Origin of the sequence: Variovorax sp. RKNM96, from assembly GCF_017161115.1 — a bacterium.
Lineage (GTDB): Bacteria > Pseudomonadota > Gammaproteobacteria > Burkholderiales > Burkholderiaceae_C > Variovorax.
On record NZ_CP046508.1, the window covers coordinates 3619100 to 3641881 of the forward strand.

Genomic DNA, 22782 nt, shown 5'->3' on the forward strand with positions numbered 1-22782 from the left:
GTGATCAGCTTGCGTTCACGATCGCGACCTAGGATCGCCGCATGCTGCTGGCGCGAATCAGGAACTTCGTTGCGACCCGACCCACGCGATGGTGCTGGGCGGGCGTGGCCCTGGTGGTGCTGTTGCCTTTCCTTGCGGCGCACTACCGTTGCGACGGCCTGGAGGACGAGCCGATGCTCAGGCTGCACGTCGCCAGCGACGCCGTGCAGTTCGAAGCCGACGATCGCGCCGACCATGCCTCCGACCGCGAGACCACCGTGTTCGCGCAGACCCCGGCGAGCATCGACCATCCCGACGCATTCAGCCTTGCCCTGAACAGCCTCATGGCCACGGTGCTGGCGATGCTGCCGCTGGTGCTCGCGATGGCGCGGCTGGTCGTGCCGATCGTGCGCACGACCGTGGAGCATGTGCCGACGCACGGCGGCGCTCCGCCTGCCGCAACGCCCTGGAGCCGACTGCCACCGACCACGGCACCACCTTCCGCCGACTGAGAAGCGAACGAACGACGCCGCGCGCGTCGCAACGCCTCGCTGCGTGATCCCGCACGACAACGTCACAGCCTCGTGACGTGTCCCGTCGCACCCGCAGCCTGGCCGTCCTTCCTCGTCGAAAGGTCTTGACCATGTCCCGTTCCCGCAGGTGCGCATGCCGCACCGGGTGCCTTCCTGCGCCCGTCTTTTCGTTCTTTGGTCCTGGAACAGCGCCATGAATGCGCTGAACCTCACGCTCTTCCACTGGCTCGCCGCCGGCAGCCCTCCCACGCCGGCGGTGCTCTCCGTCGCCTCGGCCTTCGCGCTCTGGGGGAGTTGGCTGAGCGCGCTCATCGTCGCGGTCGCGCTGTGGCGGCATCGCGTCGACCGTGCGTACCTGTGCATCGTTGCCGCCGCGGCGGGGCTCACGTCGTTGTTGTCGCACGCCATTGCCATGTCGCTCGATGTGCCCCGCCCCTTCGTGCTGGGGTTGGCGCCGGCCTACATCGCGCATTCCGGGCGCGGCTCGCTGCCGAGCACGCATGCGGCGGTGATGTTCATGGTCGCGTTTGCCTTCATGCTGCGCCCCAGCCTGCGCAAGCTCGGCCTGCCGCTTCTGGCGCTGGCGGCCATCACCGGATGGGCCCGCGTGTATGTCGGGGTTCATTTCCCGCTCGACATCGTCGCGGGCCTGGTGCTCGGCGCCGCAGTGGCCGGCACCGCGGCCATCGGCCGCTGGCTCTTTCGCCTTCTCACGCTGCGAGCGGAGCCTGGTTCGGTCACGCATCAGGCGTCCGGTTCGCCATGGAGGCATTCATGATTTCGGCCACGAAGACCCAAACAGCAGGCGTCGCGGCCAGCAGGGCCATCGAGGGCGCCGACTCCCCGGAGGCACCTTCGCAGGCCCCTTCGCCATTGGAGCTGCAGGCGCCTGGCATCTCCTGCGTCATTCCCTGCTTCAACGAAGGCGCCAACCTGAGGCACCTGCTGCCCCGCCTCGAGGAAATCCTCTGGGCCACCAAGCTGCGCTGGGAAATCATCGTGGTGGACGACGGCAGCACCGACGACACCGCGGAGGTCGCGCGCGCCTGGTGCGAGCTCTCGGGTTTTCGCTGCATCTCGCTGTCGCGCAACTTCGGCAAGGAAGCCGCGCTCACCGCGGGACTGGCGGCCGCTGCCGGCGATGCCGTGGTGCTGCTGGATGGCGACCTGCAGCACTCGCCCGACCTCATCCACAAGATGATCGCGCAATGGACGGCAGGCGCCGAAGTGGTGTACGCGGTGCGGGAGGCGCGCGGCGACGAAAGCCGCTTCAAGCAACTGGGCAGCAAGCTCTTCTATCGCCTCCTCGACACCTCGGACCGCTTTGCCGTCCCCAAGGACGCGGGCGACTTCCGCCTGATGGACCGCAAGGTGGTCGATGCGCTCATGAGCTTGCCCGAGCGCAGCCGCTTCATGAAGGGCCTGTATGCCTGGGTCGGCTTTCGCGCGGTGGCGATGCCGTACACGCCCGCGCCGCGCGCGGCGGGCACGAGCACCTTCAACGCACAGCGCCTGGTGCGCCTGGCCATCGACGGCCTCACGGCCTTCACCACCTGGCCGCTGCGCATGGTCAGCGTGGTCGGGTTGCTGTTCGCGTTGTCCGCCTTCTGCTACGGCCTCTACGTGAGCATCGACTACCTGCTGTTCGGCAACCCCGTCTCCGGCTGGACCACCATCGTCGTGAGCCTGATGTTCTTCATCGGCGTGCAGATGATCTCCACCGGCATCGTCGGCGAGTACATCGCGCGCATCTACGAAGAGGTCAAGGGCCGGCCGCTGTACGTCGTGAGCCGCGAGCACGGGAGCGGCCTGCGCGCCGGCAAGCCGTGAAGCGCACCAGTTCCGCGGATTGGATGTCACCCCGGCCGCTGGGGCTTCTTCTCGCACTCTTCGCATGGCTGCTGGCCACCGCGTGGGTGCGGCCCCTGATGGCACCCGACGAGGGCCGTTACAGCGGCGTTGCGCTGGCGATGCTGCGCTCCGGCGACTGGCTGGTGCCGCGGCTGGACGGCCTGCCCTTCTTCCACAAGCCGCCGCTCTTCTACTGGATCGGCGCCGCTGCGATGTCGGTGACGGGGCCGGTGGAATGGGCGGCACGGTTGCCTTCGGTGCTGGGCGCAGGCGCGGGTGCAGCGGCGCTGTACCTTTTCCTTCGCCGCTGGTCGACGGCGCACGTCGCGCTGCTCTCCACCGTGGTGCTGGCGACCATGCCCTTTTTCTTCCTGGGCGCGCAGTTCGCCAACCTCGACATGCTGGTGGCCGGGTGCATCGCGTGCACGGTGCTGCTCGCGGCGGGCGCGGCATTGAGCAAGGAGCGCGAGGAACCCTGGCGCATGCTGCTGGCGGGCGCCTACCTGTTCGCGGCTGCCGGCCTGCTGTCCAAGGGCCTCATCGGCCTGGTGCTGCCCGCGATGGTGATCGTGATCTGGTGCGGCGCGACACGCCGACTGCCGCTGGCACTGCGGCTCGCGCTGTGGCTGCCCGGCTGGGCCGTGCTGCTCGCCGTGGCCGGCCCCTGGTTCGTGACCATGCAGATGAAGTACCCCGATTTCTTCGACTACTTCGTCATCACGCAGCATTTCCGGCGCTTCGCGTCGTCAGGCTTCAACAACGAACACGGCTTCTGGTTCTACCTGCCGGTGCTGGCGGGGCTCACGCTGCCGTGGTTCGGCTGGCTGCTGGTGCCGCGCGGCAAGGACGACGATGCACATCCCCGGAACAGCGACGTCGATCGGCTCATGTGGGTCTGGCTCGCGGTGATCGTCGTGTTCTTCTCGATGCCGCGCTCCAAGCTCGTGGGCTACGTGCTGCCAGCGCTGCCGCCGCTCGCGTACCTGATCGCGCAGCGCGTGTTCGCCGGCCGTTCGCCCGATGCGCTGCGGACCCGGCTGCGCGTGACCGCGCTCGCGTCTGCCGCGGTGTGCGTGGCCTGCGTGGTCGCCATTGCGATCCAGTCCGTGCCGCCGGGCACACGGCTGCGGCTGCCGGCCGGCATGTCGATCGCGCCCGGCGAGCGGGTGCTGATGCTCGACAGCTACTTCTACGAGATTCCCTTCTACTGGCACTTGCGCGAACCCGTGCTCGTGTCCGATGACTGGCAGGCCGCGGCCCGCGACACGCGCGACAACTGGCGCAAGGAGCTCTCCGACGCGGGCCGCTTCGAGCCCGCGCGCACGGCTGCCACGTTGCTGGACCGAAGCAGGCTCGCCCCCTCGCTCTGCGTGCCGCGCGTGACCTGGATCGTCGGGCCGAATACCGCGCATCTCACGAATGCCTGGCTGGCTCGCGCCCAGTTGGTGGCGGTCAACAATGCCGTCGCCGCATGGCGCTTCGCGGGAAGCGCCACCAGCGATCCGCATTGCCTGGGCTCCCCCTCCCCTGCAACGGCTTCAGGAGCCATCGGCAATGACTGAGGCCACCGAAGTTGCGGCGGACGTCATGCAGGAAATCTGCATCTGCGCGGACGATTTCGGCCTGAGCACCGGCGTCAACGCGGCAGTCGTCGATCTGGCCCAGCGCGGCAAGATTTCCGCCACTGGCGGCATGGTTCGGCGAAGCGCCTGGATGGATGGTGCCCAGGCGCTGCGCCGCGTGGCACCCGAACGGCTCGACGTCGGCCTGCACCTCGATCTCACCCGGCCGGCGCAGGTGGATGGGCCCGAGCCCGGCCTGGCGGGATTGCTCGTGCGGACCTGCACGCGCACGGTGTTCGCAGAAGGACTGAAGGCCGACATCCGCGACCAGTTCTCGCGCTTCGAGGACGCGATGGGACGCGCACCCGCGTTCATCGACGGACATCGGCATGTTCATCAGTTTCCGGTGGTGCGTGAACTGCTCGTCGAAGAGATCTGCAGGCGCTATCCCACGTCGCTGCCATGGCTGCGAAGCACGAGGCCGGGTGGCGCGCCGCGGCATGGAGGTTTCAAGGCGCAGGTCATCCACGCGCTCGGCGGCCCCGCCCTGCAGAAGCGTGCGCGCTCGCACGGCATCCCGCAAAGCCGTGGACTTCTGGGTGTGTATGGCTTCAGCGGCGACGCCGATGCCTACCGCCACCGGCTGCACGGCTGGCTGCGCAGCGCGCGCACCGGCGACGTGCTGATGTGCCACCCATCCGCGGCCCCGCTGGCCTCGGACCCGCACGCGGACGCCCGACTGCAGGAGTACGCGGTGCTGGGCGCCATCGACTTCCCCTGGCATGGTGGCTCTGGCCACATTCGTCCGGTGACCCTGACGCGGTTGTTGCAACGCGGCGTGGCGATGCCGCAGGGCCCTCTCAATCGCCGCTGAACCAGAACAGCAGCCACGTCCCCACGGCCGCCAGCGAAAGCAGGCCGGCGGCGCCCGGGTAATGCGATCGCAACCAGCGGGGAATGAAAGAGAACCGGGCTGTCCAGGCAGGAAGCATGCGGCGGTTTTACCCCGGCGCTTCAATGCCAACAAGTACAGGGAATGGCGTACTTGATATCGGCGGTCGGTCGACAGCAAGCGGTACGTCGAACACGGTCTCTCCCCCGACACGAAATGCCGCCCCGCACTGCTTTCGGAATGCACATGGGGCACCCCCCATCTGTGTTCGCTTCAGCCTGGCAGTTCTTCGGCAACCTCGGACCGATCGATGCCGCCTGACGCAGCCCTCGCAAACGCATTGCTGCCGAGGGCCCGCGCGGTGACGATATGGGCCGCCCCGCCCTGCCCATTCACATCGAGCAGGAACTCCGAGGTGACGACGCGTGCACCGCAGAAATCGAAGATCCCGTGGTCGATCTGCGTGCGCATTGCCTTGTCGTAGCCATGCCGCGCATAGGTGCCTCCGTCTGCGCCGCCGATGCCGATGAGGTGCACGGCAAGGCGGCCGAGCCGCTTGCCGAGCGTGCCGTCGGGCGCCTCGTCATAGGCCCATCCATTGGCGAATACGCGGTCGATCCAGCCTTTGAGTTGGCCGGGGAACGACCACCAGTACACGGGATAGACCAGCACGAGTGCGTCGGCCCGGTCGATGCGCGCCTGCTCGCGCAGGATGTCCGGCGGCAAGGGCTTTTGGAGAAAATAGGCGGTGCGGTCGGCCTGGTTGAATGCCGGCTGGAAGCCTTCTGCAGCGATGTCGGCGATCTCGGTGGTGTGCTCGCCGGATTCCGCAACGCCCTCGGCAAACGAGCGCGCGACAGCGTGCGTGAGGGACTGGGAATCGGGATGGCTGACAACGACAAGGGCATGCATGGCGGTTCCTTTTTTGAGGGTTGGGTGTAAACTACTTTTCGTAGGTTACCTTTGGTAGTTTAAAGATGTCAAGCAAGCAGACAGAACCGGTTGTGCAGGTCGCAGCCAGGAAACGCCTTCCCAAGGACGAGCGCGGCCGCCAGCTCCTGGACGTCGCATGGGCCATCGTGCGCAGCGAAGGAACCGATGCGCTCACGCTGGGCTACCTGGCGGAGCGCGCGGGGGTGACGAAGCCCGTCGTGTATGACCATTTCGGCACACGCACCGGCCTGCTCGGCGTTCTCTACGGGGAATACGACAGCCGGCAGCACGCACTCATGGACGAGGCCCTGCGGGCTTCGGGAAAGTCGCTCCCGGCGGTAGCGCGGGTGATTGCTGTCGCCTATGTCAACTGCGTCATGGAGATGGGACGCGAGATGCCCGGTGTCAGCGCTGCGCTGGCAGGCTCGCCCGAGCTCGATGCCTTGAAGAAGGAGCTCGAGGCCGAGTTCCTGGTGAAGTGCCGGGACGCGCTGCAGCCGTTTGCGAAACAACCCATAGCGCCGGCAGCAATGCGCGCAATGCTGGGCGCGGCGGAGGCCGTGTCCTTTGCGGCGGCCGCGGGTGAATTCGATCCGGCAGATGCAGAGAACGAGATCTACGACGCCATTGTGCGAATCGCGCAGAGGGCGTGAAACACGCGGTTGCTGATGCTGTTTCAAGGCGCCCTCCTCCTTGCAACCGGCTTCTGGCTTCTGCGCCTGGCGAGCTGCTCGTCCAGCCGCGGACAAAGAAAAACCCGCCGAAGCGGGTTGAAGTTGCCATTGCGCGCGTGCTGTTGCGTCAGGGCGAGCAGACCAGCGACACGAACCCGACCGTCGAGCCGGCAACCAGGTTTTGAGTGCCGGACATCTGCATGTAGACGATGTCGCCCGTGACCGCGACGCCGGATGCCGTGAACGAGCAACTGGTGCCGCCCTGGGCCACGGTGCAAGCGAGCGCCGTGGGGGAGGTGACGGTGTACGACGGCGCGGATCTCTTGACCAGCTGGAACGTGTAGTCCCCGGGTGCCGCGCCCGTGAAGCCGACAGTCATCTTTGCTTGATTGCAATCGTTGGGAAGCAGTACGCCGAAGGCATCGAAGTTGGCCGAGCCGAGCGGAGTCAGTCCCACGCCGCTCGGATTGAGGCGGTAAACGGTATTGGCAGTCGCTGTGGTGGCGGAGTAATTGGCGTTGTAGCCTCCAGCGCCGTTGGCACCTGTCGCCCCGGTGGCCCCCGTTGCGCCGGTCGGACCGGTCGCCCCCGTCGGACCCACTGCACCCGTGACACCGGTCGCGCCAGTCCCGCCCGTGGCGCCTGTCGCCCCGGTCGAGCCCGTGGGGCCAGCCACCCCCGTCGCTCCGGTGAGACCAGTGGCGCCAGTTGCTCCCGTCGAACCTGTCGAACCTGTCGGGCCCTGGACACCGGTGGCGCCGGTCACCCCTGTCGCGCCAGTCGAACCCGTCGGACCTTGAACGCCCGTGGCACCGGTCACTCCTGTCGCTCCGGTCGAACCCGTCGGACCCTGGACGCCGGTGGCGCCCGTTACCCCCGTTGCGCCAGTCGAACCTGTCGGACCTTGGACGCCCGTGGCGCCGGTCACTCCTGTCGCCCCGGTTGAACCCGTCGGCCCCTGGACACCGGTGGCGCCGGTCACGCCCGTTGCGCCAGTCGAACCCGTCGGGCCTTGGACACCCGTGGCGCCAGTCACTCCCGTCGCCCCGGTCGAGCCCGTCGGGCCTTGCGTACCGGTCGCTCCGGTGGCCCCTGTCGCTCCCGTCGAGCCGGTCGGGCCTGTTGCGCCAGTGGGTCCGATCAGCGCTACGCCGGGCAGCGGCCACGCGCCGGCCGTCTTGGGACCGAAGAGGACGCTGGTGGTGGTGTTCAAATAGAAGTCGCCCTCGGAACCCACAGCGGCCAGCGGGTCGGTGGTGCCGTAGCGAACCATGGCCCCTGCCGGCCCCGCCGCGCCGTCCACACCGCGCAAGGCAACGCCCGCCGGCCACGCGCCGTCGGCCTTGGGACCGAACAGCGAGATCGTCGTGTAGTTCAGATAGAAATCTCCATCCGACCCGATGTCTGCAGTCGGATCACCGGCGCCTGCGAGGATCGAGCTTTTTGGATTGTTGGCGGTGGGAGTCCCGCCGGTATTGGTCGGCGTCGTCGCCAATGGCAAAAAGGGGAACGACGGTCCGTCGTTCCCCCCGCCGCCGCATCCGGCAAGACCCAGACAAAGGGCCGCGGCCGCAGCACTGACGGCTGCATGGGAAGGTAATTTCATCGCTCTTCTCCTGGTTGTAGGGGGAGCGAATTGTTAACAATGATTACTTAATCCAAATATTACAAATCCGTCAGAAAGGAGTTTTTACAACGCTCGAGGGAACCCGACGTTGCGGTCGCCGGCCCCGATTGGCCAGGCCACACGGCGACTGACGGGGTATGTCCCAATTCACCAAATGCCTGAGTGGCACTTCGATTTGACGAGTTGCCGAAAATGGGCCGTACATGAACGAGCTTTTGCGTGAAGAGGTCCGATACAACCGGGCCATCGAAGTCCCGGGCCTTGTCCTGAGCACGGCCCGGTTCTCCGCGTTCCGCTTCAAGCCGCACTACCACCTGGACTGCCACGTCGCGCTCGTTGCCGATGGTGTGCAGCGGCAGCACTTCAGGGGCGAGTCGCTGCTGCTCACGCGTGGCACGATCCAGCTGATGCCCGCCGGCGAGGTCCATGACGGCGTGGCCGGCGCCGACGAGGCCTACACGCTGCAGACGTTCCGCCTCTCGCCCACGCTGCTGGCGGGCCTGGGCGAAGAGATCACCGGCAAGCACCACTTTCCTTCGCAAGCCGCCGTGGTGCTGCGCGACGCCCGGCTCGCCGAGCAGCTGATCGGCATGCACACCGCGTTGCAAAACGAATCGGCCGATCCGCTGCTGAAAGAGGCGCGCGTCATGGAACTCATCGAGTCCCTGTTCGCGCGGCTGCTGAAGCCCGTGCCCCAGCCGATTTCGGGCACGCTGACGCCCCGGCAGCTCCTGCGTGTGCGCGACTTCATGGAGGCGCGCCTGTGCGACAAGATCGTGCTGGAGGATCTCGCCCTCCTCCTGGGCCTGGACCGGTTCAGGTTCCTCAAGCTCTTCAAGCGCACGGTCGGCATGACGCCCCATGCGTGGCTGCTCAGGCTGCGGCTTGAAAGAGCGGTCGAGTTGATCAAGACAAACCGCGACATGCCGATCACCGAGGTTGCGCACGCCGTCGGATTCTTCGACCAGAGCCATTTCACGCGCGCGTTCAGCGATGCCTACAGCGTGACGCCGGCGCGCTTCCAGCGCCCTGCCGGCAACTTTTTACAAGGCGATCCCGGTCCCGGTCGGTAGCCTCCGAAGTCCGATGCCCGCCCAATTCCGGGCCGGGCTCCAACACAACGGCACCGAATGGCTACCTTCAGTTTTCTCGACGACTACAGCGAGGGCGCGCACCCCGACATCCTGCGCGCGCTCACGGAAACCAACCTTGCGCAGCAGGCGCCCTACGGGAGCGACGACCACTCCATCGATGCGGCATCGCGGATCGAAGCGCACCTGGGCGATGCGTTCGAGGGCGCCATCCACTTCGTTGCGAGTGGAACCATGGCCAACATCGTGTCGATCTCGAGCTGCCTGCGTCCCCACGAGGCCGTGCTCGCCGTGGGCTCCGGCCATATCGTCGTGCGGGAAGCGGGCGCGATCGAGGCCACGGGGCACAAGCTCATCGTCGTTCCCGCGGTCGATGGAAAGATCACGCCCCGGAACATCGAGGAAGCGCTGGCCGCCAACTCGCACTTCCCGCACATGGCCAAGCCTCGGCTCATCTATCTTTCGAACGCGACGGAAACCGGCACCGTCTATACCCTGGCCGAGCTGCGCGAGATTTCAGCGCTCGCGAGGCAGCGCGGGCTCATCCTGTTTCTCGACGGCGCCCGGCTGGGCGCCGCCCTGGCTTCGCACAGGAACGATGCGACGCTGGCCGATATCGCATCGCTCGTCGATCTGTTCTGGATTGGCGGCACCAAGGTCGGTGCACTGCTGGGCGAGGCCATCGTGGTGTGCAACCCCGCGCTCAAGGACGACTTCGCTTTTCACCTCAAGCAGCGCGGCGGCATGCTGGCCAAGGGGCGCTTGCTCGGCATCCAGTTCCAGGCGTTGTTCGGCGACAGCCATCTGTTCTCGTCCCTGGCCCGGCACGCGAATGCCATGGCGGCAAAGCTGGCGGCCGGCATCGCCTCACACGGCTACGGGCTCGCCGCGCAGACCGAAACGAACCAGGTGTTTCCCATCCTTCCGAACGCCGTCGTGGCCGCGCTGCAGAAGGACTTCGCGTTCTACGTGTGGGCCCCGGCGGATGACGACCATTCGGTGATTCGCCTGGTCACCTCGTGGGCCACGCCCGAAGACCAGGTCGACGCCTTCCTGGCTCGCCTGGTCTCCGCTCAGCCTTGAGCGTCCTCGGCGACGGCCGACCAGGCTTCCCAGGTCGACAGCCGCTGCGCGTAGGCCTGCCTGGCGGCGGGCAGGCCCGCCTTGCCGAGGAAGAGCCGAAGCGGCGGCTCCTCGGCATCGACGGCAGCGAGGATCGCCGATCCCGTCGCGGCGGGATTGCCCAGGGCCCGATTGGCGCTCATGGCCTTGATCTTCTGGCGCAGCTCTTCATAGGCGGGCATCGGCTCGGCGCTGACCGCGGAGCCTGCACGCCAGTCGGTGTCGTAGCCCCCGGGTTCGACCAGCGTGACCTTGATGCCGAACGCGCCGACTTCGGATGCCAGCGTCTCCACGAGGCCTTCGACCGCCCACTTGGTCGCGTTGTAGACGCCGGCCGTGGGAAAAGTGATGACGCCCGCGACGCTCGAGGTCACGAGGATGTGCCCCCTGCCCTGCGCCCTGAGGTGCGGCAGCGCCGCCTGGATGACCCAGAGCGTGCCGAACAGGTTGGTCTCGAACTGCGCACGCGCCTGCGGCTCGCTGCTTTCCTCGATGGTGCCGAACAACGCATAGCCGGCGTTGCTGACGACCACATCGAGCCGGCCGAAGCGCGCCACCGCCGCGTCGATGGATGCGAACACCGCCTCGCGATCGGTGACGTCGAGCGCCACCGGCAGGATCGCGTCGCCGTATGTCGCCACCAGCGGCTGGAGCGATGCCACGGAGCGCGCAGTGGCCACGACCTTGTCGCCACGCGCCAGCGCGGTCTCTGCCCACACGCGGCCGAGGCCGCGGGAAGTTCCTGTGATGAACCAGACTTTGGATGTCATGAGATCGATGCCTTTGCTTTGAAACATGGACCCATGCTAGGTTTTGGCATCTGGCGCGACTATGCTGTTCAGGCCAATCGGTAGCTCATTTACGCCATGTCTTCCCTGCGCCATCCCGACCTCGAAAAGCTGAAGGACGATGCGGCCGGTCCGTTGGCGATCGTCGTTTCCCAGTGCGTCGAGGGCAGTTCGCTGGTGGAGGCCCACAGCCACGGACGAGGCCAGCTCCTGGGCGTCTGGCGAGGTCTCCTCACACTGGGCACGGCGTTCGGCAAGTGGCTCGTGCCCAATGTGCATGCGGTCTGGATACCGCCCGGACAACTGCATTGGGCGAGCGTGCATGGCCAGGTGGACGCGTGGAGCGTCTATGTCCAGCCGGGTGCCTGCGAGGGCTTGCCGGACCAACCGGCGACGCTGCGCATCTCGGCCCTGCTGCGAGAGGCCGTGCGGCGGCTGGAGCGCCCCGACGGCGAAACCGACACACCGATGCGGGCCCTGCTCGAACGCGTCGTGGTGAACGAGATCCAGGCCTTGCCGGTCGAGGAACTCAGCCTGCCGATGCCGACAAGCCCGTCGCTGGTGAAGATCGCGCAGGGGCTGCTGGCGGAGCCCGCGGAAGAACGTTCGCTGGAGGACTGGGCCGCGCTCGCGAATGTGTCGCCCCGCACGCTCAACCGCCGTTTCCCGATGGAGACCGGCTACAGCCTGGGCGCGTGGCGCCAGCGCGCACGCCTCTTGCGCGGGTTGGAGCTCCTGGCCGAGGGGCGGTCCGTCACAACCGTCGCGCTCGAACTCGGCTACTGCAACATCAGCGCGTTCATCGCCCTGTTCAAGCGCACCTTCGGCGTCACGCCCACGCAGTACATGCGGCAGGCATGACCACGCGCGGGACAACGGCCGCTACGCGCTCTTGCGTTTCGTGCTGCGCCGCGCGGTCCCGCCCTTGAGCGCCGCGCGAAGCTCCTTGAGCATCAGGTCGACATACGGATTCGGGTCCGCCTGCCGGTGCGCCAGGTAGAGGCTGGACACGGCCTCCTTGTCGAGCACCGTCTGGTAGACGACGCCATCGAGCTGGATGCAGCGCGTGTCGCCCGGCACCAGCGCGATGCCCACGCCGGCAGCCACCAGCCCCGCGATGGTCGACGCCTCGCGCGCCTCCTGCACCATGCGCGGCCGGAAGCCCGCCTTGGCGCACAGGTCCTGCACCTTCCAGTAGAGCCCGATGCCGGCATTGCGCGGATACATCACCAGCGGTTCGTCGCGCAGGTCCGCAATGCGCAGCGGCTTGCCGCTGAGCCGGTGGTCGCGCGGCACCACGGCCGTGAGCGGCGACTGGTACCACTCCTCGACGTTGATGCCGGTCGGGATCTCCACGTTCGGGCGGCGCAGCACGGCGATGTCCAGGCTGCGCCCGTGCACCGCATCGAGCTGCTCCAGCGAGGTCATTTCCTTCAGCGTCAGCACCACCCGCGCGTGCTGTTTCCGGAAGCGAAGAATGGCGCCGGGCATCGCCGGCGACAGCATCGATGACGCCGTGTAGCCCAGCGCGATGCTCCCCACCTCCCCCGATGCCGCGCTCTGCGCCTCGCCCTTGGCCGTTTCCACGTCGTGCAGGATGCCGCGCGCCCTTTCGAGGAAATGGCGCCCCGCCTGCGTGAGGAACACGCGCCGCTTGTCGCGCTCGAGCAGCCGGACCTTGAGCTCCTCCTCGAGCGCCTGGATCTGCACGCTCAGCGGCGGCTGCGCGATGTGCAGGCGCTGCGCGGCGCGCGTGAAGTTGAGCTCCTCGGCAACCGCCACGAAGTAGCGGAGATGGCGCAGTTCCATGATATCTCTCAGGTATTGAAAACCGACAACAAACGGTATTTCCAAATATAAGACAGCTTGCCTACGATGCCTGCATGACAAGCAGAGACAAGCTGCAGGAGCACCCTGCATCCAAGCCCTTCCAGGGCCACCCGCTGATCCAGGGGCTGGCCCGCGGCGAGCCCTTGACGGCCTTCGGCATCCGCATGGCGCGCACGCCCGACATCGCCCGGCTGGCCAAGGCCAGCGGCCACCACGCGATCTGGGTCGACCTGGAACACAGCACCATCCCGCTCGATGCGGCCGGCGCGATCTGCGCCGCGGCGCACGACCTCGGCCTGATGGCGCTGGTGCGTGTGCCCGAGCGCGAGTACGGCGCCATCGGCAGGCTGCTCGATGCGGGCGCATCGGGCCTCATCTTTCCGCGCGTCGAGACCGCCGCGCAGGCGGCCGACCTGGCGGCAGCCTGCCGCTTTCCGCCGCACGGCCACCGCTCGGCCATCGCCGCGCTGCCGCAGTTCGGCTACCGCCGGCTGCCGGCGGCCGAGACCTACCGCCTGGCCAACGATGCCGTGGTCGTCAACGTGCTGATCGAAAGCCCGCTGGGCATCGAGAACGCCGAGGCGATCGCTCGGGTTCCCGGCGTGGACCTGGTGAGCATCGGCTGCAACGACCTGAGCGCGGAACTCGGCGTGCCGGGCGACTACCGCCATCCGCTGGTGCAGCAGGCACTGAACACCGCACTCGCGGCCTGCGCGCGCGCCGGCACGCCGCTGTCGATCGGCGGCATCGCCGACGCGGCGCTGAACGCCGAACTGCTGGCGCGCGGCGCGGCGCCCTTCCTCATGACGGGGATCGACACCGACGTGCTGCTCACCGCGATGCACGAGCGCGTGCGCGGCGCGCTGGCCAGCCATGCGTCCCCTGCCGCGGAGACACCGCATGCGCGCGCGGCCTGAATTGCGGGCCCTGCTTCTTGCGGTGGGCCTCGTCCTCGGCGCGACCTGTGCCACCGCCGCGTCGCAGGTCTCCACGATCATCGTGCCCGCGCCGCCCGGCGGCCCCATCGACCGTGTCGCGCGGCTTGTCGCGCCCGAGCTGTCGGCTGCGCTCGGCCATCCCGTGGTGGTCGACAACCGCCTGGGCGCGGCGGGCAAGATCGGCGTGCAGGCTGCCTTGCGTGCACCGCGCGACGGCCACACGCTGATCGCGGTGTCGCCGTCCATCGCCTCGGTCAATCCGGTGGTCGACAAGGCGCCCGGCTACGACCCGCTGACCGATTTCGATGCCCTGGGCATCGCCGCGACCAACGCCGGCGTGGTCGCAGTGCGTGCCGGCCTGCCGGTGGCCGACATGGCAGAGCTGGTGCGGTATGCGAAGGCGCATCCGGGTGAACTTACCTACGGCTCCTTCGGCATCGGCACCAGCCTGCACCTGCAGAGCGAGGAGCTGCTGCACACGCTCGGCATCGACGCCCGCCACATCCCGTACAAGGGCGAGGCCCAGGTGATGAGCGCGCTGGCGGGCGGCGAGGTGGACCTGATGCTCTACGCCACCGCGCCCATCGTCCCGCTCGTGCAGAGCGGCAGGGTGCGCGCCCTTGCGGCCACCTCGTCCCAACGCTGGTCGATGCTGCCGCAGGTTCCGAGCTACGCCGAGACCGGCCTGCCCGCCTTGCGCACCTACCAGTACCGCTCGTGGGTCGGCTTCGTGCTGCCGGCCGGCACGCCGCCCGCCAGGAGGCAGGAGGTCCTGCGCGCCTGGCAAAGCACGCTGGCCAGCCCGAAGCTTCGCGAGGCCCTGGCGGTGCAGGGCTTCGAGCCCGCGTCGGGCGACCCCGCGGAAATGCAGCGCACCGTCGCCGGCGAGATCGAGCGCCTGCGTGCACTGCTCGCAAGCGGTCGCATCAAGCTCGACTGAATTCCTTTCTCTTTCGTCTTCACTTTTTCTCCCGCCACCGCTCGACCATGACCCACGAGATCCTGACTTCCAAGCCCATGCGCGACGCGCAGACCCTCACCCGCGCGGCCTTCGAGGTGCCCGCCGGTGCCTGCGATTCGCACGTGCATGTCTTCGGCCCTGCCGAGCCGTACCCGCATGTCGAGCATCCGCACTACACGCTGCCGGACGGCAACCTCGCGCAGCTGCGGCGCGCGCTGGGCGTGCTCGACATCGAACGCTTCGTGATCGTGCAGCCCAGCTTCTACGGCACCGACAACCGCTGCATGCTCGATGCGCTGGACGCCGTGGGCGACCGTGCGCGCGGCGTCGCGATGGTGACGGATGAGGTGTCCGAGGAAGAGCTTCGCGCGATGCACGCGCGCCGCGTGCGTGCGCTGCGGCTCGACCTGTTCCTGCGTGCGCAGTTGCCCACGGCCGAGCTGCACGCCTACATCGAGCGCAGCATCCGGCGCATCGCGCCGCTCGGCTGGCACGTCCAGTTCTACACGCCGGGCTGGGTGGTGCGCGACCTGATTCCGGTGCTGCCCGATCTCGAATCGGACTTCGTGATCGACCACATGGGCTACATGCTGGAGAGCGACGGCCTCACCCGCGCCGACTTCGATCGCCTGCTGCGCGCCGTGGCCGACGGGCGCGGCTGGTTCAAGCTGTCGGGTCCGTACCGTCTCGCGAAGGACGGCAACTACGCGCGCCTCCGGCCGCTCGCGCAGGCCATCGTGGAGGCCGTGCCCGACCGCGTCATCTGGGGCAGCGACTGGCCGCACATCCCGGAGGGCGGGCGCGACACCGGCGAACTGCTGAACCTGCTGGCCGACTGGATTCCCGACCCCATCGCGCGCCGCAAGGTGCTGGCCGACAACCCCGCACGCCTGTTCGGCTTCTGAACCATGAGCGACAACACCCTCATGCATTGCATCCAGGAACTCGACACCTCCGGCGCACGCGCCGCCGAGGTCTTCGAACACGACGGCACGCGCTACCTCGTGGTGCCGCAACTCGCAGAGGACATCGCCGGCCAGCCCGCGCAGATGACGCTGGGCAACAGCGACGTGGACGCGCTGGTCTACCGCTGGGAAGGCGGGCAGTTCGTCGAACACGCGCGCCTTCCGGTGCCGGGCGGCGAGGATGCCGAGTTCTTCCGCATCGGCGAGCGCGCCTTCCTCGCCACCGCGAGCCTGCGCACCGGCTCGGGCCCTTATGCCCTGGACACGCACTCGACGATCTTCGAGCTGGTGGACGGCCGCTTCGAGAGCTTCCAGCGCATCCCGACCTCGGCCGCCAAGCAGTGGATCCATTTCGAGATCGGGTCGCGGCATTTCCTCGCGCTCGCGCAGGGCGTGACCCACGGCGACGCGCCCCTCGCACCGGGCGCCGAATCGTGCATCTTCGAATGGGACGGCGAGCGCTTCGCCAAGCGCCAGACGGTGCGCTCGGGCTGGGGCTACAACTGGGCCTTCTTCCAGGTCGAAGGACAGAAGCTGCTGGCCTATGCCGACCATGCGGTGCCGTCGCAGTTGCTGCGCTGGAACGGCGATGCCTTCGAGCCCTTCCAGGAACTGGACGGCAAGAGCGGGCGCGCCTTCTGCTGCTTCGAGACGCAGGGCATCACCTGGCTGGCATTCGCCTGCCTGCATGAAGAAACCGTGCTCTTTCGCTGGACCGACGGCCGCTTCGTGCCGCACCAGGTGCTCAGCGGCCCCGGAGGCCGCGAGTTCGAGTGGATACCGACGCCCGACGGCGGACGGCTGGTGCAGATCAATTTCCTGCACGGCACGCGCGAGGCGCCGATTCCGCGGCTGCAATCAACGATCTTGCGCATGCAGGACGGGCTCATGGTGCCCATCGGCGAATTCCCGACCTCCGGCGGCACCGACGCGACCTGCTTCGAGGCGGAAGGCCGGCGCTACCTCGTGGTCACGAACAGCCTGAGCGGCGAGGTGCGGTTTCGCACGCCGAGCCGCGTGTACCGCCTCGACCTCGGCGCGGGCAAGGAGGAGTCCGCATGAACCAGCCCCCTGCATCGCCCCAGAGTCACCAGAGCCCCGAGCTGCTGCGGCTCTTCGAAACCTACACGGGAGGCCCGCAGGGCATCGGCGCGCACCTCGCTGCGTTGACCGGCGCGGCGACGGCGGGCGACCCGCTCATCGTGGCCACCAGCGCGGACATGGTGCTGTTCCCCGGCAATGGCCGCGACCCCGAGGTGCAGGGCTTTCGCCTGTCCACGCGCGGCTTCAAGGAGCTGGCCGGCATCTCGCACCACGGCCCGGCGGTGGCGTCGATCCTCAAGATGCGGCTGGTCGACCCCGATGGGCCGTTATGGCGCAAGGAGGCCGAACGGCTGCTGGTCGCCACGCGCATCGCGCGCGGAGCCAACTCGGTGGCGCTGTGGCGCGACACGATCGCGGTGCCGGCCTACCGGGGGCGCGAGCAGAAGATCGCCGAGCTGGTGCACTACTCCTGCGTGCTGACCGAGCGCTACCTGGAACGCGTGCTGGCGCAGCCCGCGCTCTTCACCCCCGAGGACATGCGCACGAACTACCTCGAAGGCACGGGCTCCGCCGTCGGCGCCACCGTGCCGATGAACGCCGTGATGATCGCGACCTTCTTCCTGGTCGGCATGGACATCAGCCACCGCGTGATCGGCTGGCTGGATCGCCACGGCATCGACTGGTCGCGCGCCATGGCGCTGGTCGTGGGGCGCCAGGGCCGGCCGACTGCCGGCGTGACCTGGACCACCAACTCGGTGGCCGCCATGATCCTCGGCGCCTCGCGCCACACGCTGTCGCTCGACCGGCTCTTCATCGCACCGCACGCGGGCGAGTTCCCGCCCGGCGCCGCTAACGACATCGCGGCGCTGCGCGCCTACGAGACGCCGATGCGCCAGCTCTGGGCGCACACGCATGCCGTGAGCGAGCTCGGCGCCTTGATGTACGAGGGCTATCCACGCTACGAGCCCACCTCGACCGTGCGCCCCGTGCTCGATGCGGACACCCGCGCGGTGGCCGAGATGCCGGCCATCGCCGGGCCGGACGACTGGCGCGCGCTGAACACGCGGCTGCGCGTCGTGCTTGAGGACCCGCGCCAGCTGCTCTCGGGCTGCGTGTCCGACTACGCCGTCGAGCAACTGCAGGCGCATGGCAACGACCCGGCTCGGGTGACGGTGCCGGGCCTCGATGGCACGGCCTACCCGCCGCTGCCCGACGCCGCCGCCACCTGAGCGTCGCGCCCCCAAATACAAGAAATACCGGAGACAAACCATGAAGAAGCAACTCATCCACTCGCTGATCGCGATGTCGGCCGTACTGGCCATGTCGGGCACCCTCGCGCCCGCTTGGGCCCAGGGCGCGCCCTGGCCATCGCGGCCGATCCGGATCATCACGCCCACGCCCGTGGGTGTCGGCTCCGACATCTTCGCGCGCGCCTATGCAGACCGGCTCGGCCGCGCGCTGCAGACGCCGGTGGTGGTCGAGAACCGGCCCGGCGCGCTGGCCTCCATCGGCACCGACGCGGTGGCCAAGGCGGCGCCCGACGGCTACACGATCCTGTTCTCGACCAGCAACCCGTTCACGATGACGCCGTTCCTGCTCTCGAAGATGCCCTACGACGCGAAGCACGATCTCGTGCCGGTCACGCAGGCGCTCAAGGGCGGCTCGTTCATCGTGGCCAACAGCGCCGTGCCGGTGAAGAACATCCCCGAACTGGTGGCGCTGGCCAAGCGGGAGCCGGGCAAGATCTCGTTCGCCTCGTACGGCTCGGGCACCACCTCGCACCTTGGCTTCGAGCTGTTCCAGGAAGCGGCCGGCATCGAGTTGCTGCACGTGCCCTACAAGCAGAGCGCCGCGCCGGACCTGCTCGGCGGCCAGGTGCAGTTGGGCTTCGAGCCGCCGGTCTCGGCGCTGGCCAACATCAAGTCGGGACGGCTCAAGGCCCTGGCCTATACGGGCAGCAAGCGCAGCCCGGCGGCACCCGACGTGCCCACGCTGTCCGAAACCTACCCGGGCGTCGAGGTGTTCACCTGGCTGGGCTTCTGGGTGCCCGCCAAGACGCCGCCCGCGATCGTGGAGCGCCTGCACAAGGAAATCGTGGCCATCACGCATTCGCCCGAGATGGTCAGGCTCATCAACGAAGCGGGCCTCGATCCCATCGGCAGCACGCCGGCCGAGGCCGCCGCCGCCGTCGAGCGCGAGGCGCAGGCCATGGGCCGGCTGATCAAGGCCAAGAACATCCGCATCGACTGACGGTGCTCCGGCGCGGCTGAACGCGGCGCCCCTTTTCTTTTCTTCCGAAGTTCCCACGCCGCGGTGCCTGCAGTGCAGGCGCCGTGTGCCGACGCACGCCATTTCTACAACGAGGAGACACGCATGAGGATCACCACCCTTCCCTTTCGCCTTCGCCGTCGGCTGCCGCACGCCGTCACCGGCGCGATCTGCATCGCCGCCAGCGCGAGCGCCACGGCGCAATCGAGCGTCCAGGTATTCGGCACGCTGGACATGAACATCACCTACTCCAAGAGCGATGGCCGCTCCGTCAAGTCGATGGACCAGGGCGGCAACATCTTCCCCAGCCGCCTGGGCTTTCGCGGCACCGAGGACCTGGGCGGCGGCCTCGCCGCGAGCTTCTGGCTCGAGATGGCTCTGCTGCCCGACACCGGCGAGATCCAGGGCACGGGCTTTCACCGGCGCTCCACGGTGAGCCTGTCGCACAACAGCTTCGGCGAACTGCGGCTCGGGCGCGACTACACGCCCACGTTCTGGAACATCTCGCAGTTCTCGCCCTTCGGCACTGTGGGCGTCGGCGGCTCGGCCAACATCGTCGAAGGCTGGCCCTTCGGCCTGGGCGGCGCCCGCACGCTGGCGCGGGCCAACAACTCCGTGGGCTACTTCCTTCCCAAGGGACTGGGCGGCTTCTACGGCCAGGCGATGTACGCCCTGCCCGAAGGCGAGGACGGCGCGCGCTACCGCGGCGGGCGCGTGGGCTGGACCAACGGCACAGTCGACGTCGCCGCGGCCTACGGCGTGACGCCGGTCGGCGCCAACGACTACACCGTGGCGACGCTGGGCGGCACCTACGACTTCGGGCTCGCGAAGCTCTACGCGAACTACTACCGCCAGAAGACCGAGGGCGACAAGCAGGTCAACGCGATGCTGGGCGTGAGCGTGCCGGTCGGGCCGGGCGTCATCAAGGTCTCGCTCGCGCGCTCCGACCGCTCGGGGCCGGGCCTGGACAACGACGACGCGACGCAATACGCCGTCGGCTATGTGCATTACCTGAGCAAGCGCACTGCGCTGTACGGCACGTACTCGCTCGTGCGCAACCGGGGCAATGCGGCTTATGTGGTGGCCGACTCGTCGCCGGCCAGCACGCCGGGCCGACCGGCGCGCGGGCTGCAGTTCGGCATCTCGCACAACTTCTGATCGCGTCATCCGTGCCGCCCTGCGCGATGGGGGCGGCCGGTGCTACGGCTTCTTCGTCTTCTTCGCCTTTGGCGTTTTCACCTTCGGCGCGACTTCCAGCCCCGAGATCCCGTTCACGAACAGCTGCGTCGCGATCGGCACCATCTCCTCGTAGGTGAACCGTCCGCCGGGCTTGAACCAGGTGAACATCCAGTTGAGCATGCCGAAGAGGAACATCGTCAGCAGCTTGTGAAGCTGCGCGTCGTGCAGGTCGGGGCGCGTCGCGGCGATGGCATCGGCAAACACCCGCACCACCGTGCGTTCCTTGTCGAGCACGCGGGCCTGTGCTTCCGGGGCGAGGAAGCGCACGTCTTCGGTGAGCACGCGGTGCTCGCTCTGCGCCCCCGCGTACTCGAGCATGAACGCCTCGATCAGCTCGGGCAGCCGTTGCTCCGGCGCAAGGTCCAGCGCTTCCACCCCCGTCACGATGTCGACCAGCCGCGAGACATGGCCGTCCGCGATGTGCAGCAGCACCTCCGCCTTGTCCTTGAAGTGGTGGTACAGGCCGGGCTTGGACAGATGGCTGGCCTCGGCGATCTCGTTCATCGACGTCGCCGCGTAGCCCCTGCGGGCGAACAACTCCGCGGCGCCCTTGGCGATCAGGCTGCGCTGGTCGCTCGCGCGGGAAGAAAGGGATTCAGCGGTCATGGGTCGGGATGATGAGGCCTCAGCAAAGCGGCGGGTCCGGCGATCTTAGGGGTTAGTCCCGAGCCGATGCCGCTTGCCCGTTTTCGCATCGCTGCGTTACGCTCGCTCCGCCTCAATGAACCGACCGACCGGTCGGTTTCGAACAACATCCGAACGAAGAGGCATTCCCCGAGATTTGCCGGAAGTCCGGCGCGCGATCCGAACATTGGAGACAACCATGCGTGATGAAAAGTACGTACCCCGTGCCCTGCTGTCGAAGGGCTTGCTGCTGGCTGCGGGCCTGGCCCTGCAAGCCTGTGGAGGTGGCGGGGGCGGAGGCGGCAGCTTCTTGCCGATCGTTCCCGCACCCGCGCCTGCGCCTGCGCCACCCGCGCCGCAGCCTTCCGGCCCCACCGCCGAGCAGCTCAAGGCCACCTGCGACGCCCTCAAGGGACAGGTCATCGAAGGCGTGACCGTCACCGGCACCGCGCGCTTCGAGGCCAAGGCGCCGATCTATTCCTCGGGCTTCTGCCAGGTGCTCGGCACACGCGCACCTTTCCTCGACATCGAGATCGACGTGCCCGACAACTGGACCGGCCGCTACTGGCAGCAAGGCGGCGGCGGCTTCGACGGGCGCATTGCCTCCGCGGTGACGAAGGACGTGGGCGGCGCGGTGACGGCCGTCGACCCCACGCTCGCGCTCAAGGGCGCTGTGTATGCGGCATCCAACGGCGGCAACCGCGCGAGCGTTCCTGCAGAGGCCGCCCCCGCCGTGTGGGCGAACGGCACGGCCGATGGCCAGCAATCGGCAACCGACTATGCGTATGCCGCAGTGGGCACGACGATGCGCTTCGGCAAGGCCGTCGCGAAGACCTTCTTCGGCAAGGCGCCGGGCCACAGCTATTTCAACGGATGCTCCAACGGCGGGCGCAACGCCTACATCGCCGCGCAGCGCTGGCCCCAGGAATTCGACGGCATCGTCGCGGGCTGCGAGACCATGGACATGGCCGGCCAGACCGGTGCCTGGCTGCGCGCGGCATCGCTGACCGGCACGCCCGCGGCGCTGAGCCCTGCCCAGACCGGCGCGGCCTATGCCGCCGCGCTGTCGGCATGCGATGCGCTCGATGGCGCCACCGACAACCTGATCGGCAATCCGCAGGCCTGCACCTTCGATCCGGCGGTCCTGCAGTGCGGAATGCCCGGTGCGAGTTCCGACCCGGCGATCTGCCTGAGCGCGGCGCAGGCGGGCACGCTGAAATCCTTCCTCTCGGAGTTGAAGCTCACGAACGGCAGCACCGTGCTCTCGGGCTACTCATGGGGCAACGGCCTGGGCCTCGGTTGGGGAGGTCTCGGCGGCGGATTCGCGCTGCTCGCGAGCGGCGATCCGGCCTGGCTCACACCCGCCAAGCAGGCGGGCTTCCAGCTGGACACCGACTACTACATGCTCGGCTCGGGCCTTGCGCGCGTCGGCGCCGACCATGACAAGGCTGCCATTGCCAGCTTCGTGGCCTCGGGCCGCAAGCTCATCTCCTGGCACGCCGGCAGCGATGCGCTGCTGTCGCCGAACGACCACTACCGCAACTGGACGACGATGACCGGTATCGCGAGGTCGATGGGCCTGGCCGACCCGAACAGCGCCACGCGATTCTTCATCGTCCCCGGCGGTGGACACGGCGCCGGCGGCAGCTTGAAGGAAGTGGATTGGGCGTCCGCCATCATGGGCTGGGTGGAAAACGGCGAGGCCCCCACGCAGATGACCTACACCTTCACCAGCGCCGGCACGGCCCGCAGCATGCCGGCCTGCCAGTACCCCAAGTACCCGAAGTACAACGGGTCCGGCGATGTGAATGCGGCCACGAGCTACAGCTGCAGCATGTGACGGTTTCGCCGCCGCGCCTGC

The 22782-nt window shown here is 68.2% G+C and carries 22 protein-coding genes; 17 read left to right on the top strand and 5 right to left on the bottom strand.

Going from position 1 to position 22782, the window contains the following annotated elements; genetic code table 11:
• Window positions 1-41: 41 nt before the first annotated feature.
• The 5 genes from GNX71_RS16605 (at window position 42) to GNX71_RS16625 (ending at window position 4799) form a co-directional block, all read left to right on the top strand.
• Window positions 42-491, top strand: coding sequence for a hypothetical protein (locus tag GNX71_RS16605; RefSeq protein WP_206173329.1), 450 nt, complete (start codon window positions 42-44; stop codon window positions 489-491).
• Between the two features lie 214 nt (window positions 492-705).
• Window positions 706-1290: a phosphatase PAP2 family protein gene (locus GNX71_RS16610; protein WP_206173330.1), complete on the top strand. Its 585-nt coding sequence runs from the start codon at window positions 706-708 to the stop codon at window positions 1288-1290.
• Window positions 1287-2342, top strand: coding sequence for a glycosyltransferase family 2 protein (locus tag GNX71_RS16615; RefSeq protein ID WP_206173331.1), 1056 nt, complete (start codon window positions 1287-1289; stop codon window positions 2340-2342). The genes GNX71_RS16610 and GNX71_RS16615 overlap by 4 nt, the downstream gene beginning before the upstream one ends.
• On the top strand, window positions 2339-3925 hold the full coding sequence (locus tag GNX71_RS16620; protein WP_206173332.1) for a glycosyltransferase family 39 protein: 1587 nt from the start codon (window positions 2339-2341) through the stop codon (window positions 3923-3925). Before GNX71_RS16615 ends, GNX71_RS16620 begins: the two co-directional genes overlap by 4 nt.
• Window positions 3918-4799: a ChbG/HpnK family deacetylase gene (locus tag GNX71_RS16625; protein WP_206173333.1), complete on the top strand. Its 882-nt coding sequence runs from the start codon at window positions 3918-3920 to the stop codon at window positions 4797-4799. The genes GNX71_RS16620 and GNX71_RS16625 overlap by 8 nt, the downstream gene beginning before the upstream one ends.
• 291 nt (window positions 4800-5090) lie before the next feature.
• Here the strand turns inward: GNX71_RS16625 and GNX71_RS16630 are convergent, their stop codons facing one another.
• Entirely contained in the window at window positions 5091-5729 is a 639-nt protein-coding gene (locus GNX71_RS16630; protein WP_206173334.1) for an NAD(P)H-dependent oxidoreductase, read from the bottom strand.
• Window positions 5730-5794: 65 nt separating this feature from the next.
• Between GNX71_RS16630 and GNX71_RS16635 the strand changes: the two genes are divergently transcribed.
• A complete protein-coding gene (locus GNX71_RS16635) occupies window positions 5795-6403 on the top strand; it encodes a TetR/AcrR family transcriptional regulator (RefSeq protein ID WP_206173335.1) in 609 nt (202 codons plus the stop codon).
• A 148-nt stretch (window positions 6404-6551) separates the two neighbouring features.
• Here the strand turns inward: GNX71_RS16635 and GNX71_RS33685 are convergent, their stop codons facing one another.
• Window positions 6552-8030 carry a collagen-like protein gene (locus GNX71_RS33685; protein ID WP_206173336.1) on the bottom strand — a complete coding sequence of 493 codons (1479 nt, stop codon included), beginning with the start codon at window positions 8028-8030 and terminating at the stop codon, window positions 6552-6554.
• Between the two features lie 224 nt (window positions 8031-8254).
• Here GNX71_RS33685 and GNX71_RS16645 point away from each other — a divergent pair, with 224 nt between their 5' ends.
• Together GNX71_RS16645 and GNX71_RS16650 are read left to right on the top strand one after the other, a co-directional pair.
• The gene (locus GNX71_RS16645; RefSeq protein WP_241026958.1) at window positions 8255-9124 is read left to right on the top strand and encodes an AraC family transcriptional regulator; all 870 of its coding nucleotides are present in this window, start codon (window positions 8255-8257) and stop codon (window positions 9122-9124) included.
• Between the two features lie 57 nt (window positions 9125-9181).
• Complete coding sequence (locus GNX71_RS16650; RefSeq protein ID WP_206173337.1) at window positions 9182-10225, top strand: aminotransferase class I/II-fold pyridoxal phosphate-dependent enzyme; 1044 nt, start codon at window positions 9182-9184, stop codon at window positions 10223-10225.
• On the opposite strand, the gene GNX71_RS16655 is transcribed toward GNX71_RS16650, so the two are convergent.
• Window positions 10216-11034 carry an SDR family NAD(P)-dependent oxidoreductase gene (locus GNX71_RS16655; protein WP_206173338.1) on the bottom strand — a complete coding sequence of 273 codons (819 nt, stop codon included), beginning with the start codon at window positions 11032-11034 and terminating at the stop codon, window positions 10216-10218. The two genes, GNX71_RS16650 and GNX71_RS16655, sit on opposite strands and share 10 nt — an antisense overlap.
• A gap of 96 nt (window positions 11035-11130) precedes the next feature.
• On the opposite strand from GNX71_RS16655, the gene GNX71_RS16660 reads away from it, so the two are divergent.
• Window positions 11131-11913 (top strand): helix-turn-helix transcriptional regulator, encoded by a 783-nt coding sequence (locus GNX71_RS16660; protein ID WP_206173339.1) that lies wholly within the window; start codon window positions 11131-11133, stop codon window positions 11911-11913.
• Window positions 11914-11934: 21 nt separating this feature from the next.
• On the opposite strand, the gene GNX71_RS16665 is transcribed toward GNX71_RS16660, so the two are convergent.
• Window positions 11935-12861 (bottom strand): LysR substrate-binding domain-containing protein, encoded by a 927-nt coding sequence (locus GNX71_RS16665; RefSeq protein ID WP_206173340.1) that lies wholly within the window; start codon window positions 12859-12861, stop codon window positions 11935-11937.
• Between the two features lie 74 nt (window positions 12862-12935).
• Between GNX71_RS16665 and GNX71_RS16670 the strand changes: the two genes are divergently transcribed.
• From GNX71_RS16670 to GNX71_RS16700, 7 genes are all read left to right on the top strand, one after another.
• Window positions 12936-13799 (top strand): aldolase/citrate lyase family protein, encoded by an 864-nt coding sequence (locus GNX71_RS16670; protein WP_206173341.1) that lies wholly within the window; start codon window positions 12936-12938, stop codon window positions 13797-13799.
• The gene (locus tag GNX71_RS16675; protein WP_206173342.1) at window positions 13783-14760 is read left to right on the top strand and encodes a tripartite tricarboxylate transporter substrate binding protein; all 978 of its coding nucleotides are present in this window, start codon (window positions 13783-13785) and stop codon (window positions 14758-14760) included. The genes GNX71_RS16670 and GNX71_RS16675 overlap by 17 nt, the downstream gene beginning before the upstream one ends.
• Window positions 14761-14807: 47 nt before the next feature.
• Entirely contained in the window at window positions 14808-15686 is an 879-nt protein-coding gene (locus GNX71_RS16680) for an amidohydrolase family protein (protein ID WP_206173343.1), read from the top strand.
• 3 nt (window positions 15687-15689) lie between these two features.
• On the top strand, window positions 15690-16808 hold the full coding sequence (locus tag GNX71_RS16685) for a hypothetical protein (RefSeq protein WP_206173344.1): 1119 nt from the start codon (window positions 15690-15692) through the stop codon (window positions 16806-16808).
• The gene (locus GNX71_RS16690) at window positions 16805-18019 is read left to right on the top strand and encodes a DUF5624 domain-containing protein (protein WP_206173345.1); all 1215 of its coding nucleotides are present in this window, start codon (window positions 16805-16807) and stop codon (window positions 18017-18019) included. Before GNX71_RS16685 ends, GNX71_RS16690 begins: the two co-directional genes overlap by 4 nt.
• Window positions 18020-18059: 40 nt before the next feature.
• Window positions 18060-19040, top strand: a complete 981-nt coding sequence (locus GNX71_RS16695; RefSeq protein WP_206173346.1) for a tripartite tricarboxylate transporter substrate-binding protein — start codon at window positions 18060-18062, stop codon at window positions 19038-19040.
• Window positions 19041-19163: 123 nt separating this feature from the next.
• A complete protein-coding gene (locus GNX71_RS16700) occupies window positions 19164-20216 on the top strand; it encodes a porin (protein WP_206173347.1) in 1053 nt (350 codons plus the stop codon).
• 42 nt (window positions 20217-20258) lie between these two features.
• On the opposite strand, the gene GNX71_RS16705 is transcribed toward GNX71_RS16700, so the two are convergent.
• Window positions 20259-20903 (bottom strand): TetR/AcrR family transcriptional regulator, encoded by a 645-nt coding sequence (locus tag GNX71_RS16705; RefSeq protein ID WP_206173348.1) that lies wholly within the window; start codon window positions 20901-20903, stop codon window positions 20259-20261.
• A gap of 217 nt (window positions 20904-21120) precedes the next feature.
• Here GNX71_RS16705 and GNX71_RS16710 point away from each other — a divergent pair, with 217 nt between their 5' ends.
• The gene (locus GNX71_RS16710; protein ID WP_206173349.1) at window positions 21121-22761 is read left to right on the top strand and encodes a tannase/feruloyl esterase family alpha/beta hydrolase; all 1641 of its coding nucleotides are present in this window, start codon (window positions 21121-21123) and stop codon (window positions 22759-22761) included.
• Window positions 22762-22782 lie beyond the last annotated feature (21 nt).